General features: G+C 53.1%; 15 protein-coding genes. 2 read left to right on the top strand and 13 right to left on the bottom strand.

Annotation, left to right across the window (positions count from 1 at the left end; genetic code table 11):
* Positions 1-56: 56 nt before the first annotated feature.
* The 9 genes from tuf to fkpA all read right to left on the bottom strand — a co-directional run bounded on the left by tuf (position 57) and on the right by fkpA (position 7,346).
* Positions 57-1,241, bottom strand: coding sequence for an elongation factor Tu (tuf, locus tag KI228_RS02100; protein WP_003031109.1), 1,185 nt, complete (start codon positions 1,239-1,241; stop codon positions 57-59).
* A gap of 70 nt (positions 1,242-1,311) precedes the next feature.
* On the bottom strand, positions 1,312-3,426 hold the full coding sequence (gene fusA, locus KI228_RS02095; RefSeq protein ID WP_042322790.1) for an elongation factor G: 2,115 nt from the start codon (positions 3,424-3,426) through the stop codon (positions 1,312-1,314).
* 96 nt (positions 3,427-3,522) lie between these two features.
* Positions 3,523-3,993 carry a 30S ribosomal protein S7 gene (gene rpsG / locus KI228_RS02090; RefSeq protein WP_042998382.1) on the bottom strand — a complete coding sequence of 157 codons (471 nt, stop codon included), beginning with the start codon at positions 3,991-3,993 and terminating at the stop codon, positions 3,523-3,525.
* A 96-nt stretch (positions 3,994-4,089) separates the two neighbouring features.
* Positions 4,090-4,464 (bottom strand): 30S ribosomal protein S12, encoded by a 375-nt coding sequence (gene rpsL, locus KI228_RS02085; RefSeq protein WP_000246815.1) that lies wholly within the window; start codon positions 4,462-4,464, stop codon positions 4,090-4,092.
* 125 nt (positions 4,465-4,589) lie between these two features.
* On the bottom strand, positions 4,590-4,877 hold the full coding sequence (gene tusB, locus KI228_RS02080) for a sulfurtransferase complex subunit TusB (RefSeq protein WP_042998383.1): 288 nt from the start codon (positions 4,875-4,877) through the stop codon (positions 4,590-4,592).
* A 7-nt stretch (positions 4,878-4,884) separates the two neighbouring features.
* Positions 4,885-5,244 (bottom strand): sulfurtransferase complex subunit TusC, encoded by a 360-nt coding sequence (tusC, locus tag KI228_RS02075; protein ID WP_042998384.1) that lies wholly within the window; start codon positions 5,242-5,244, stop codon positions 4,885-4,887.
* Complete coding sequence (gene tusD / locus KI228_RS02070) at positions 5,244-5,630, bottom strand: sulfurtransferase complex subunit TusD (protein WP_054176464.1); 387 nt, start codon at positions 5,628-5,630, stop codon at positions 5,244-5,246. Before tusD ends, tusC begins: the two co-directional genes overlap by 1 nt.
* The gene (locus KI228_RS02065; RefSeq protein WP_042286247.1) at positions 5,630-6,352 is read right to left on the bottom strand and encodes a helix-turn-helix transcriptional regulator; all 723 of its coding nucleotides are present in this window, start codon (positions 6,350-6,352) and stop codon (positions 5,630-5,632) included. The genes tusD and KI228_RS02065 overlap by 1 nt, the downstream gene beginning before the upstream one ends.
* 166 nt (positions 6,353-6,518) lie before the next feature.
* A complete protein-coding gene (fkpA, locus tag KI228_RS02060) occupies positions 6,519-7,346 on the bottom strand; it encodes an FKBP-type peptidyl-prolyl cis-trans isomerase (RefSeq protein ID WP_044263781.1) in 828 nt (275 codons plus the stop codon).
* A 223-nt stretch (positions 7,347-7,569) separates the two neighbouring features.
* Between fkpA and KI228_RS02055 the strand changes: the two genes are divergently transcribed.
* The gene (locus tag KI228_RS02055) at positions 7,570-7,788 is read left to right on the top strand and encodes a protein SlyX (RefSeq protein ID WP_042998387.1); all 219 of its coding nucleotides are present in this window, start codon (positions 7,570-7,572) and stop codon (positions 7,786-7,788) included.
* A gap of 198 nt (positions 7,789-7,986) precedes the next feature.
* Here the strand turns inward: KI228_RS02055 and slyD are convergent, their stop codons facing one another.
* The 4 genes from slyD to kefG form a co-directional block, all read right to left on the bottom strand.
* Entirely contained in the window at positions 7,987-8,583 is a 597-nt protein-coding gene (gene slyD / locus KI228_RS02050) for a peptidylprolyl isomerase (protein WP_042322804.1), read from the bottom strand.
* A gap of 94 nt (positions 8,584-8,677) precedes the next feature.
* Positions 8,678-8,878 (bottom strand): YheV family putative zinc ribbon protein, encoded by a 201-nt coding sequence (locus KI228_RS02045; protein WP_042998388.1) that lies wholly within the window; start codon positions 8,876-8,878, stop codon positions 8,678-8,680.
* A 9-nt stretch (positions 8,879-8,887) separates the two neighbouring features.
* The gene (kefB, locus tag KI228_RS02040) at positions 8,888-10,693 is read right to left on the bottom strand and encodes a glutathione-regulated potassium-efflux system protein KefB (protein ID WP_044263783.1); all 1,806 of its coding nucleotides are present in this window, start codon (positions 10,691-10,693) and stop codon (positions 8,888-8,890) included.
* Entirely contained in the window at positions 10,693-11,244 is a 552-nt protein-coding gene (gene kefG / locus KI228_RS02035; RefSeq protein WP_061070632.1) for a glutathione-regulated potassium-efflux system ancillary protein KefG, read from the bottom strand. The genes kefB and kefG overlap by 1 nt, the downstream gene beginning before the upstream one ends.
* Before the next feature lie 136 nt (positions 11,245-11,380).
* On the opposite strand from kefG, the gene KI228_RS02030 reads away from it, so the two are divergent.
* On the top strand, positions 11,381-13,282 hold the full coding sequence (locus KI228_RS02030; protein WP_058587485.1) for an ABC transporter ATP-binding protein: 1,902 nt from the start codon (positions 11,381-11,383) through the stop codon (positions 13,280-13,282).
* Positions 13,283-13,287: the final 5 nt, after the last annotated feature.

Genomic DNA, 13,287 nt, shown 5'->3' with positions numbered 1-13,287 from the left:
GGCAGCAAAAAGGGCGCCGAAGCGCCCTTTTTAAGTGCAGAACTAATGAGTAATTATTAGCTCATTACTTTAGCAACAACGCCCGCACCTACAGTACGGCCGCCTTCACGGATTGCGAAACGCAGACCGTCGTCCATCGCGATCGGGTGGATCAGGGTAACAACCATTTTGATGTTGTCGCCCGGCATTACCATCTCAACGCCTTCCGGCAGTTCGATGGTGCCAGTCACGTCAGTTGTACGGAAGTAGAACTGCGGACGGTAGCCTTTGAAGAACGGAGTATGACGGCCGCCTTCGTCTTTGGACAGGATGTACACTTCAGATTCGAATTTGGTGTGCGGCTTGATGGAACCCGGCTTAGCCAGTACCTGACCACGTTCGATTTCTTCACGTTTGATACCACGCAGCAGAACACCAACGTTCTCACCCGCACGGCCTTCGTCCAGCAGTTTGCGGAACATTTCAACGCCGGTACAGGTAGACTTCGCAGTCTCTTTGATACCAACGATTTCAACTTCTTCGCCCACTTTGATGATACCGCGTTCTACACGACCGGTAACAACGGTACCACGACCGGAGATGGAGAATACGTCTTCGATCGGCAGCAGGAACGGCTTGTCAATCGCACGCTCTGGTTCCGGGATGTAAGAATCCAGGAAGCCAGCCAGTTCGATGATTTTCGCTTCCCACTCTGCTTCGCCTTCCAGCGCTTTCAGAGCAGAACCACGAACGATCGGGGTGTCGTCGCCCGGGAAATCGTACTGAGACAGAAGTTCGCGAACTTCCATTTCTACCAGTTCCAGCAGCTCTTCGTCATCAACCATGTCGCATTTGTTCAGGAACACGATGATGTACGGAACGCCTACCTGACGACCCAGCAGGATGTGCTCACGAGTCTGCGGCATCGGGCCGTCAGTCGCAGCAACAACCAGGATCGCGCCGTCCATCTGCGCAGCACCGGTGATCATGTTTTTAACATAGTCGGCGTGGCCCGGGCAGTCTACGTGTGCGTAGTGGCGAGTCGGGGTGTCATATTCAACGTGAGAAGTGTTGATGGTGATACCACGAGCTTTTTCTTCCGGCGCGTTATCGATCTGGTCGAATGCACGAGCAGCACCGCCGTAGGTTTTAGCCAGTACGGTAGTGATTGCAGCAGTCAGGGTAGTTTTACCGTGGTCAACGTGGCCGATGGTGCCGACGTTAACGTGCGGTTTTGTACGTTCAAATTTTTCTTTAGACACGGCTATATTCCTTACTATAGCGCTCTCCCCTTGTGGAGAGAGCACGGGACTTAGGTTTTAATCCTGTGGATTATTTACCACGGGCTTCGATTACGGCCTGAGCAACGTTGTTCGGTGCATCATCATACTTCAGGAATTCCATAGTGTATGATGCGCGACCTTTGGTCAGAGAACGCAGCTGAGTTGCATATCCGAACATTTCAGACAGCGGAACTTCAGCGTGGATCTTAACGCCAGTGACTTCGGATTCCTGACCGCGCAGCATACCGCGACGACGGCTCAAGTCACCGATAACATCACCGGTGTTTTCTTCCGGCGTTTCTACCTCAACCTTCATGATTGGCTCAAGCAGAACTGGTTTAGCTTTCTTAAAGCCTTCTTTAAAGGCAATAGACGCAGCCAGTTTAAACGCCAGTTCAGAGGAGTCAACGTCATGGTAAGAACCGAAGTGCAGACGAACACCCATATCAACAACCGGGTAACCTGCCAGCGGACCGGCTTTCAGCTGCTCCTGGATACCTTTATCAACGGCAGGGATGTATTCGCCAGGGATTACACCACCTTTAATGTCGTTGATGAACTCGTAGCCTTTCGGGTTAGAACCCGGCTCCAGCGGGTACATGTCGATAACAACATGACCATACTGACCGCGACCACCAGACTGCTTGGCGTGTTTACCTTCGATATCGGTAACTTTCGCACGAATCGCTTCGCGGTAAGCAACCTGAGGTTTACCGACGTTCGCTTCAACGTTGAATTCACGCTTCATACGGTCAACGATGATGTCGAGGTGCAGTTCACCCATACCGGCGATAATGGTCTGGTTAGATTCTTCGTCAGTCCATACACGGAATGACGGGTCTTCTTTAGCCAGACGGCCCAGAGCCAGACCCATTTTTTCCTGGTCAGCTTTGGTTTTCGGTTCTACGGCGATGGAGATTACCGGCTCAGGGAATTCCATACGCTCCAGAATGATCGGCGCATCCGGGTCACACAGGGTGTCACCAGTGGTTACGTCTTTCAAACCGATCGCAGCAGCGATGTCGCCCGCGCGAACTTCTTTGATCTCTTCACGTTTGTTAGCGTGCATCTGAACGATACGACCAAAACGCTCACGTGCAGCTTTCACGGAGTTCAGTACGGTATCACCAGAGTTAACCACACCGGAGTACACACGGAAGAAGGTCAGGTTACCCACGAACGGGTCAGTAGCGATTTTGAATGCCAGTGCAGAGAAAGGCTCTTCGTCGCTTGCGTGACGCTCAGCAGGCGTGTCTTTACCGTCGTCCAGGATACCGTTGATCGCAGGTACGTCAACCGGGGATGGCAGGTAATCAATTACCGCATCCAGCATCGCCTGAACACCCTTGTTCTTAAATGCAGAACCACAGGTTACCAGGATGATTTCGTTGTTCAGAACGCGCTGACGCAGAGCTTTTTTGATCTCTTCTTCAGTCAGTTCTTCACCACCCAGGTATTTCTCCATCAGCTCTTCAGAAGCTTCCGCTGCGGACTCGATCAGGTTCTGGTGCCATTCTTCAGCCAGTTCCTGCATGTCAGCCGGGATATCTTCGTAAGTGAAAGTAACGCCTGCATCTGCTTCGTTCCAGTTGATGGCTTTCATTTTCACCAGGTCAACAACACCGGTGAACGCTTCTTCAGCGCCAATCGCCAGCTGCAGCGGAACAGGGTTCGCGCCCAGACGGGTTTTGATCTGACCAACAACTTTCAGGAAGTTCGCACCCATACGGTCCATTTTGTTAACGAACGCAATGCGTGGAACTTTATATTTGTTTGCCTGACGCCATACGGTTTCAGACTGCGGCTGAACACCACCAACTGCGCAGTAAACCATTACCGCACCATCAAGAACACGCATGGAACGTTCTACTTCGATAGTGAAGTCAACGTGCCCCGGGGTGTCGATGATGTTTACGCGATGCGGTTCATACTGCTTAGCCATACCAGACCAGAATGCAGTAGTCGCTGCGGAAGTGATAGTAATACCACGTTCCTGCTCCTGCTCCATCCAGTCCATGGTGGCTGCGCCGTCATGAACTTCACCGATTTTATGGTTTACACCGGTGTAGAACAGAATACGTTCGGTAGTAGTGGTTTTACCGGCGTCGATGTGCGCACTGATACCGATGTTACGGTAGCGTGCGATGGGTGTTGTACGAGCCATTTGATTCCTCGTTTATCTTTTAGGCGTTCAATTTAAGTAGCCCAAAGCGGGCTGCTTACTGGAAGCGCCCGCCTGGTGACTAAAACTCCGAAGGGATTACCAACGGTAGTGTGCGAACGCCTTGTTGGCTTCGGCCATACGGTGAACGTCTTCACGTTTCTTAACTGCAGTACCTTTGTTTTCTGCAGCATCGGAAAGTTCGTTCGCCAGGCGCAGAGCCATGGATTTATCACCGCGTTTACGAGCAGCTTCAACGATCCAACGCATTGCCAGGGCATTACGACGAACCGGACGAACTTCAACTGGTACCTGATAAGTAGAACCACCAACGCGGCGAGACTTAACTTCGACAGTCGGGCGCACGTTTTCGAGAGCTACTTCGAAAGCTTCCAGTTCAGATTTACCAGAACGCTGAGCCAGGGTCTCCAGCGCGCTGTATACGATTGTTTCGGCAGTAGATTTTTTACCATCTACCATCAGGATATTTACAAATTTAGCCAGCAGTTCTGATCCGAACTTCGGATCCGGCAGAATTTTACGCTGACCAATGACGCGACGACGTGGCATGGAAATACTCCGTTGTTAATTCAGGATTGTCCAAAACTCTACGAGTTTAGTTTGACATTTAAGTTAAAACGTTTGGCCTTACTTAACGGAGAACCATTAAGCCTTAGGACGCTTCACGCCATACTTGGAGCGAGCTTGCTTACGGTCTTTAACGCCGGAGCAGTCAAGCGCACCGCGTACGGTGTGGTAACGAACACCCGGGAGGTCTTTAACACGACCGCCACGGATCAGGATCACGGAGTGCTCCTGCAGGTTGTGACCTTCACCACCGATGTAGGAAGTCACTTCGAAACCGTTAGTCAGACGAACACGGCATACTTTACGCAGTGCGGAGTTCGGTTTTTTAGGAGTGGTAGTATATACACGAGTACATACACCACGTTTTTGCGGGCATGCTTCCAGCGCAGGCACGTTGCTTTTTGCAACTTTGCGAGCGCGTGGTTTGCGTACCAGCTGGTTAACTGTTGCCATTAAATAGCTCCTGGTTTTAGCTTTTGCTTCGTAAACACGTAATAAAACGACCTCATACAATATGAGGACGCCGAATTTTAGGGCGGTGTCGAAAAGGTGTCAAGAAATATACAACGATCACACAATCACCAGGCCATCTGGCTGGCGTGCTTAACCGTAAGTCTGACGAAGTCAGTATAGTCAACCCTGACGACACTGTCTGAAATTTGACCACCCAAACCCCGAGCGTCAATGTCTTCTTTCAGTGCATATACCGTTATGGGGGTGTTTTGCAGGCTTTCAAGGAAGCGACAGCCTTCGACTGCGGCGGTAACGCCATCCTGGAGCAACAAAAGTTCATCCCCTTCTGCAAGCAGGCGCAGGATTGCAGAGAAATCAGAGTGCCACGCGGAGCGGTGTAAAGTATGCAGCATGAAAACCTCAGAATCTCAGGATGACATCGTAGTTGCCCAGTTCACGACGCAGCGCGTCTGGTTCCAGCGGCGTCGTCTCAACGACAAAACTGGCCCCTTCTTCGAGTCCACGCTCGCGCAGCGAGGCGGCGCATAACCAGCACTGTTCGATATCGTACAATCCCAGCAGTTTGAAGGTCGCAATATAGTTGCGGGCCAGAATCACATCCGGCTTTTGTTCCTGCAGGATCTGAAAGACGCCATCACCTATAAAGAAGACGCCGATCTCTTCTGTTAACGCCGACGTCGCCAACAACGCGTCCAGCCCTTCACGGCCAGAAGCACTACCGTGCGGCACGGTGGAAAAGACAAAGGCAATACGTTTCATCAAAACTGTACCACGCGATCGCAGGTCAATGAGGCTTGTGCCAACGCGCCCAGTCCGCTGAGGGTAAAACCCGGCTGCAGATTGGCGGACGCCAGTCCCAGTCGGCCCGCTTCAGTTTCATCTACCACACCGCGGCGCAGCGCCGCCGCCACACAAATGTTCAGCTCAACGCCATGCTGTGTATTCATCTGTTGCCATGCCCGGACCAGATCAAATTCATCACTGGCCGGAGAGGTCAACTGGTTGGCGTTATACACCCCTTCCCGATAGAAAAAGACGCTGCTTAACGTATGGCCTTCTTCAAGCAAAGCCTGAGCAAACTGCAATGCGCTGCTCGCCTGCTGGGTACCATACGCCGGACCGGTAACCAAAATGGCAAAACGCATTACTTATCTTGCCCCTGAAAGTCGCCGCTCTTGAACTGGCGAATATAGAGGTACACGGTGTGCTTGGAGATGTTCAGACGATCGGCGACCTGATTGATGGCATCCTTAATATCGAAGATACCCTTCTCATACAGATTCAGGACGATCTGGCGGTTCTTGGCATTATTGGAGACATTACGATCGGCGTTCACCTCTTCAATGGTGAACTCCAGCGTCTGCGTCACCAGATCTTCCACGGAAGAGGCGAAGTTAACAGACGATCCCACTTCCGGGGTCTCCGGGGGAATAAAGGTATTCATGATCTGCGAAAACGGGACATCAAGGTTCATGTTGATGCACAGCAGACCAATCACACGATGCTCGCGATTGCGAATGGCAATCGTCACTGACTTCATCAGAACGCCGCTTTTCGCACGGGTAAAGTAGCATTTGGAGACGCTGCTATCTGCACCGGTCATATCGTGCAGCATCCGTAACGCAAGGTCAGTAATCGGCGAACCGATTTTTCGTCCCGTATGTTCGCCGTTGGCAATGCGAATGGCGGAACATTTCAAATCCTGCAAAGAGTGCAAAACGATTTCACAGTGGGAACCAATGAGCATCGCTAACCCGTCCACCACCGCTTCGTAGGATTTCAGAATATCAAAGTCGGTTTGATCGAAAGGACGTTGATCCAGTAAATCAAGCTCACTGGTTTCGTTGGTTAAAAGCGACCTGGACATGAAAAAAAACACTCCTTTTCAGGAGCCTGTCGTTATGTTTTCAGGGCAGGCTCATTAATTTTGTGGATGATTAAATTAATACAGTGGTGGTTCCACTTTCCACTATTAATTATATCCGGCCTGCACAAAAAAAACCGCCGCTCTGTTCGGCGGCGGTTCTCAGTTTTTATTTTTTAGCGGCATCTGCTGCTTTTGCATCAGCTTCAGCTGCTGCTTCTGGCTTGGCATCCGCCTTCGGTGCTGGCTTGATATCCAACAGTTCTACGTCGAATACCAGCGTGGAGTTAGCCGGGATCCCCGGAACGCCGGTTTTACCGTAAGCCAGTTCCGGTGGGATGACCATCTTAATCTTCCCACCTTTCTTAATGTTCTTCAGACCTTCAGTCCAGCCAGGGATCACACCGTCCAGACGGAAAGAGAGCGGTTCGCCACGGGTGTAGGAGTTATCAAACTCTTTACCGTCGATCAGCGTACCTTTGTAGTTCACCACCACCGTGTCGCTGTCTTTCGGCGCTTCGCCTGTACCGGCTTTCTCAACTTTGTAGAGCAGGCCAGTCGAAGAGGTCTTCACATCTTTCTCTTTCGCAAACTTGGTGCGGAACTCTTTACCTTTGGCTTCGTTGTCAGCTGCGTCTTTTTCCATCTTCGCCTGGGCGGAAGCTTTCACGCGTGCTTCAAAAGCCTGCAGAGTCTGCTCGATTTCCTGGTCAGACAGTTTGCTCTTATTAGCAAACGCATCCTGCACACCGGCGATCAGCTGGTCTTTGTCCAGTTTGATGCCCAGTTTTTCCTGTTCTTTCAGGGAGTTTTCCATATAGCGACCCAGCGATGCACCCAGTGCGTAAGCCGATTTCTGGTCGTCATTTTTGAACGCAGCTTTGCTGTCAGCAGCGGCGGCGGCCGGTTTTGCGGCGTCCGCTGCGAAGGTGATCGGGGCGTGCAGAGCAACGGCCATCGTGGTCGCCAGCAAAGTGACTTTAAACAGTGATTTCATCCATATCTCCAGGGCCGGGGCATCTCACCCCATGGTTAACTTTACTATGAGAAGCGTACTATAAAGCGTTGTTGAACAAATCAACATACGGACATGCCTGATTCTCGCTACTTTTGAGACTCTTTTTGTTTAAATTAGTTTCGACAAGACTGAATCAGGGCTGTGTATTCAGACAAAGTTAAGTAGAATCCGCCGCGACCAGAGACAATCGATGAGGTGAATCATGCAGGACACAACGATGGAAACCCGGCTGGCCGAGCTGGAAAGTCGGCTGGCTTTTCAGGAAATCACCATTGAAGAGCTCAACGTAACGGTAACCGCTCACGAGATGGAAATGGCCAAATTGCGCGATCATCTGCGACTGCTGACGGAAAAGCTCAAAGCGAGCCAGCCTTCCCACATCGCCTCCCAGGCCGAAGAGACGCCACCGCCTCATTATTGAGACGTAAAAAAAAGCGGGTTAAACCCGCTTTCTTGTATCCGATGGCACCAACACTTATCGGACGGTCTCATAAATACCCAAAGGATTTCGAGTCACCGCAAGGCGGCAAGCTTGAGCAAGCCCCGGGAGCATAGAAAACTATGTGACCGGGGTTCGAAAGCGCAGCCAACGCTGCGGTGGTTTGAAAGACGACGGGTATTAGTGGCAACCGCAGCCGCCGTTGCCTTTACCGCCGCCACCGCAGCAGCCTTCGCCGCCGTGCTCGTGACCGTGATCATGGCCGTGACCGCCGCAGCAGCCGTCGTGATCGTGGTCATGGTCGTGACCGTGCGCACCGTGAACGTGGCCGTGAGCCAGTTCTTCTTCGGTTGCTTCGCGGATCGCCACAACTTCAACGTTGAATTTCAGATTCTGACCCGCCAGCATGTGGTTGCCGTCAACCACAACGTGGTCGTCTTCCACTTCGGTAATTTCTACCGGTACCGGCCCCTGGTCAGTTTCCGCCAGGAAACGCATGCCAACCTGCAGCTCATCAACGCCCATGAAGACGTCTTTTGGAACGCGCTGCACCAGGTTTTCATCATACTGACCGTAAGCGTCGTTCGCGCCTACCGCAACATCGAATTTGTCGCCAACATCGTGACCTTCCAGCGCTGTTTCCAGGCCAGAGATCAGGGAACCGTGACCATGCAGGTAGTCCAGCGGCGCACTCACCGGAGACTCATCAACCAACACACCGTCTTCTGTACGTACCTGATAGGCCAGGCTGACCACCAGGTCTTTTGCTACTTTCATGATATCTCCTGAGCGTGGGAAAATTGCTGGCGCAGATTGTAGCGGAAATCTGCACCTGTGTACCCTTTAGCTTAAAAAATCTCGGGCCATATCGCTAGTCTGGATGAAAGATCCCAATCACTTGCTCTTCTTTGCGAACGTGATCGCGGACTTCTTTATCCGCTTCCCGCATCTGATGTCCGCACTTAACGCATTCAACAATATCGATATTATTCTCGCGCCACATCGCCAGAGAATCCTGCGCCTGGCAGGAAGGGCATTTCGCCCCTGCAATAAAACGTTTACGGATTGCCATACTTATCCTCTATTCGAATTCATCCCAGCCATCCAGTTGGCGTCGTTCTTGTTGCATCTCGCGCTGGAAAATCTCCTCCAGCTCGCGTCTGGCTTCTCTGGCGCGAGAGATTTGTACCGTATCAGCATGCATTGGGATGAGCTCCCTCAGCATCCGCATATCCAGCCGGCGGAAATGCAGTTGCGCCCGCTGCGCCTGATGGGGATGCATCCCCAACGACACCAGCGTTTTGCGTCCCAGTTCCAGCGCACTGGAAAAGGTCTCACGGGAAAACTGTGATACCCCTGCCTGTAATAACTCATGCGCTTCAACACGTCCGCGCGCTCGCGCAAGAATATGCAAATGCGGGAAATGCTGCTGACAGATCGCCACCAGCTTCATCGTATCTTCCGGTTCATTACAGGTAATGACGATAGATTCCGCCGCCTCTGCGCCCGCGGAACGTAGCAGATCCACCTGCGTCGCATCACCGTAATAGACCTTATAGCCATATTTACGCATCAGGTTCACCGCGCTGATGTCCCGCTCCAGCACGGTAATGCGCATTTTATTCGCCATCAGCAAACGGCCGATAACCTGACCAAAACGACCAAAGCCCACTACGATGACCTGCGGCTTATCATCCTCAACCCACGGCATTTCATCTTCTTCATCCGGGCCGTTAAGCTGGCGGGATAGCCATTTATCGATAAGCTTCATCAGCATCGGCGTGGTCATCATCGACAACGTGACGGTCACCAGCAAAAGCGCCATCTGATCGCCCTGAAACAACCGCTGCGACGACGCGGTTGAGAACAGCACAAAAGCGAACTCTCCGCCCTGGCTCAACACGCCCGCAAACTGCATTCTTTCAGAACTGCGCAGGCCGTACAGTCGCGCCAGCAGATAAAGCACCAACGTTTTGACCGCCACCAGCACCACCACGCTTGCCACAACCCACAGCAGATGGGTATACAGCACGCCCAGATTGAGTGACATCCCGACAGAAATAAAGAAGAGACCCAGCAGCAGTCCTTTAAACGGATCGATCGCGGTTTCCAGCTCATGCCGATATTCGCTTTCCGCTAACAGCACCCCGGCGATAAACGTGCCGAGTGCCATCGACAGCCCCAGCGCATCCATAAACAATGCCGATCCCAGCACCAGCAGCAGCGTGGCGGCGGTAAACACTTCACGCACGCCGGAGGCGGCAATAAACCGGAACACCGGACGCAGCAGATAGCGTCCACCAATCAGCATGCCAGCAAACGCCAGCACCTTCATACCGATCTTCATCCAGTCAAAGTCTTCATCGGCCGAACCGGCTAACAGCGGTACTAGCGCGAGCGCCGGGATCACCGCCAGATCCTGGAACAGCAAAACCGAAAAGCCCAACTGCCCGGATTCGCTGCGATTCATCCCTTTTTCGCGCATCAGTTGTAGTGCCATCGCAGTGGAAGACATTGCCAGGCCTATCCCGCCGACGACCGCCGCAGGCCACGAGAAATCGGTCAACATTAGCAGTCCGGCCAACAGCGCCGCACTCAGCAGAACCTGCGCCGCACCCACGCCAAAGATAGAACGCCGAAGCTGCCAGAGCTTCGACGGGTTCAGCTCCAGCCCAATAATAAACATCAGAAACACGACGCCGAGTTCAGAGAAGTGGAGAATCTCATCTACGTCGCTGATGAACCCCAGCCCCCACGGACCAATAGCAATCCCCGCAAGCAAATAGCCCAATACCGCGCCAATCCCCAGCCGCGATGCCAAAGGCACCGCAGCCACCGCCGCGAAGAGAAACAGCACTCCTGCCAGCATTAAATCGGAACCTTCCATCAGCGGCCTCCCACAGGAACGGGATGAGCAAGCCAGTCGCCATACGCTTTTGCATGGCTTTCCAGCTCCTGCGCGCTTTGTCGTCTGGCCCAGTAGATAATAATGGGACTCAACCAGTGCATCCGGCACATCCCTGCCGTCAGTTCGAATGGCCGTAGTACATCGCTTATCGGATAGCGATTCAGCGCGTCATAGCGATAGGCGCTCTCCGGTTCCCCGGTTGTTATCACGCTCCGCCAGTACTTTCCCGCTAACTGATTTCCCCCGGGGCCGCTGGCAAAGCCACGGCTCAATACGCGGTCCAGCCACTCTTTCAGCAACGCCGGACAGCTATAGGTGTACAGCGGATGCTGAAACACGATCACGTCATGCTCACGCAGTAGCGCCTGCTCATGCGGGATATCGATAAAAAAATCAGGATAGTGCGCGTAGAGATCGTGCACCGTAACGTTGCTGAGCTGCGTGGCCGGCTTAAGCAGTACCCGGTTAGCCACCGAGTCCTGAGATTCCGGATGGGCATACAGCAGCAAGACCTTTGCTGGCTGAGACATCATCCCCCTCCCGGTTTATTTCTGTTTTTGTGTATCGTCGTCGTTTTGGGCTACCATTGCGGCCCGGTGCGGAAAATGGCCCACACCTTACATTATCATAATGATAAATTAACATAGTCTGAACATACGGCGCCTTATGATTGTTTTCTCCTCGTTACAAATTCGTCGCGGCGTGCGCGTCTTACTGGACAATGCCACTGCCACCATCAATCCGGGCCAGAAAGTGGGCCTGGTGGGTAAGAACGGCTGCGGGAAATCTACCCTGCTGGCATTGCTGAAAAATGAAATCAGCGCAGATGCCGGCGGTTTTACCTTTCCCGGTAGCTGGCAGCTGGCGTGGGTGAATCAGGAAACACCAGCCCTGCCCCAGCCCGCGCTGGAATATGTTATTGACGGTGACCGCGAATATCGTCAACTGGAAGCCCAGTTGCATGACGCTAACGAACGTAACGACGGACACGCCATTGCCACCGTCCACGGCAAGCTGGATGCCATCGACGCCTGGACCGTACGCTCCCGCGCAGCCAGCCTGTTGCATGGTCTCGGTTTCTCTAATGAACAACTGGAACGTCCAGTCAGCGACTTTTCCGGCGGCTGGCGTATGCGTCTCAACCTGGCTCAGGCGCTGATTTGTCGCTCCGATCTCCTCCTGCTCGATGAACCAACCAACCACCTCGATCTGGATGCGGTTATCTGGCTGGAAAAATGGCTAAAGAGCTATCAGGGCACTCTGATTCTGATCTCTCACGACCGTGATTTCCTCGATCCGGTAGTGGATAAAATCATTCATATCGAACAGCAAACGATGTTCGAGTACACCGGCAACTACAGCGCGTTTGAGATTCAGCGCGCCACACGTCTGGCCCAGCAACAGGCGATGTATGAAAGCCAGCAGGAGCGCGTGGCGCATCTGCAAAGCTATATCGATCGCTTCCGCGCCAAAGCCACAAAAGCAAAACAGGCACAGAGCCGTATTAAGATGCTGGAACGCATGGAGCTGATTGCCCCGGCGCATGTCGATAACCCGTTCCATTTCAGCTTCCGCGCGCCGGAAAGCCTGCCGAATCCGCTCTTGAAGATGGAGAAAGTGAGCGCCGGTTACGGCGAACGCATCATCCTGGATTCAATCAAATTGAACCTGGTGCCAGGATCGCGTATTGGTTTGCTGGGACGTAACGGTGCGGGTAAATCCACGCTCATCAAACTGTTGGCGGGTGAACTCGCGCCGGTGAACGGTGAAATTGGCCTGGCGAAAGGCATTAAGCTCGGGTATTTTGCCCAGCATCAACTTGAGTATTTGCGCGCGGATGAGTCGCCGTTGCAGCATCTGGTGCGGCTGGCGCCACAAGAACTGGAACAGAAACTACGCGATTACCTGGGCGGCTTCGGCTTCCAGGGCGATAAAGTCAGCGAAGAGACGCGTCGTTTCTCCGGCGGTGAAAAAGCGCGACTGGTGCTGGCGCTGATCGTCTGGCAGCGTCCGAACCTGCTGCTGCTCGATGAACCGACTAACCACCTTGATCTCGACATGCGCCAGGCATTAACTGAAGCGCTGATTGAATTTGAAGGCGCGCTGGTGGTCGTATCGCACGACCGCCATTTGCTGCGCTCCACAACCGACGACCTGTATCTGGTGCATGACCGCAAGGTCGAGCCGTTCGATGGCGATCTGGAAGATTATCAGCAGTGGCTGAGCGATGTGCAGAAGCAGGAAAGCCAGTCCGACGAGACGCCAAAAGAGAACATCAACAGCGCGCAAGCGCGTAAAGATCAGAAGCGTCGGGAAGCTGAACTGCGGACGCAAACCCAGCCGCTGCGTAAAGAGATCGCCCGTCTGGAAAAAGAGATGGAGAAGCTGAACGCACAGCTGGCGCAGGCAGAAGAGAAGCTGGGTGACAGCGAACTTTACGACCAGAGCCGCAAAGCCGAGCTGACGGAATGTCTGCAACAGCAGGCCAGCGCCAAAGCCGGGCTGGAAGCGTGCGAACTGGCCTGGCTGGACGCCCAGGAACAGCTTGAGCAGATGCTGAGCGAGTAACGGTG

Source organism: Citrobacter amalonaticus (genome assembly GCF_018323885.1).
GTDB classification, from domain to species: Bacteria; Pseudomonadota; Gammaproteobacteria; order Enterobacterales; family Enterobacteriaceae; genus Citrobacter_A; species Citrobacter_A amalonaticus.
This window is presented reverse-complemented; position numbering and strand designations above follow the sequence as displayed.

What these genes read in the sequence shown, in the direction of transcription:
- tusC (WP_042998384.1), bottom strand. Translation starts at nt 5,244, where the DNA reads ATGAAACGTATTGCCTTTGTCTTTTCCACCGTGCCGCACGGTAGTGCT.
- KI228_RS02030 (WP_058587485.1), top strand. Translation starts at nt 11,381, where the DNA reads ATGATTGTTTTCTCCTCGTTACAAATTCGTCGCGGCGTGCGCGTCTTA.
- KI228_RS02045 (WP_042998388.1), bottom strand. Translation starts at nt 8,878, where the DNA reads ATGGCAATCCGTAAACGTTTTATTGCAGGGGCGAAATGCCCTTCCTGC.
- KI228_RS02065 (WP_042286247.1), bottom strand. Translation starts at nt 6,352, where the DNA reads ATGTCCAGGTCGCTTTTAACCAACGAAACCAGTGAGCTTGATTTACTG.
- kefB (WP_044263783.1), bottom strand. Translation starts at nt 10,693, where the DNA reads ATGGAAGGTTCCGATTTAATGCTGGCAGGAGTGCTGTTTCTCTTCGCG.
- tusB (WP_042998383.1), bottom strand. Translation starts at nt 4,877, where the DNA reads ATGCTGCATACTTTACACCGCTCCGCGTGGCACTCTGATTTCTCTGCA.
- fkpA (WP_044263781.1), bottom strand. Translation starts at nt 7,346, where the DNA reads ATGAAATCACTGTTTAAAGTCACTTTGCTGGCGACCACGATGGCCGTT.
- KI228_RS02055 (WP_042998387.1), top strand. Translation starts at nt 7,570, where the DNA reads ATGCAGGACACAACGATGGAAACCCGGCTGGCCGAGCTGGAAAGTCGG.
- tusD (WP_054176464.1), bottom strand. Translation starts at nt 5,630, where the DNA reads ATGCGTTTTGCCATTTTGGTTACCGGTCCGGCGTATGGTACCCAGCAG.
- slyD (WP_042322804.1), bottom strand. Translation starts at nt 8,583, where the DNA reads ATGAAAGTAGCAAAAGACCTGGTGGTCAGCCTGGCCTATCAGGTACGT.
- rpsL (WP_000246815.1), bottom strand. Translation starts at nt 4,464, where the DNA reads ATGGCAACAGTTAACCAGCTGGTACGCAAACCACGCGCTCGCAAAGTT.
- fusA (WP_042322790.1), bottom strand. Translation starts at nt 3,426, where the DNA reads ATGGCTCGTACAACACCCATCGCACGCTACCGTAACATCGGTATCAGT.
- rpsG (WP_042998382.1), bottom strand. Translation starts at nt 3,993, where the DNA reads ATGCCACGTCGTCGCGTCATTGGTCAGCGTAAAATTCTGCCGGATCCG.
- kefG (WP_061070632.1), bottom strand. Translation starts at nt 11,244, where the DNA reads ATGTCTCAGCCAGCAAAGGTCTTGCTGCTGTATGCCCATCCGGAATCT.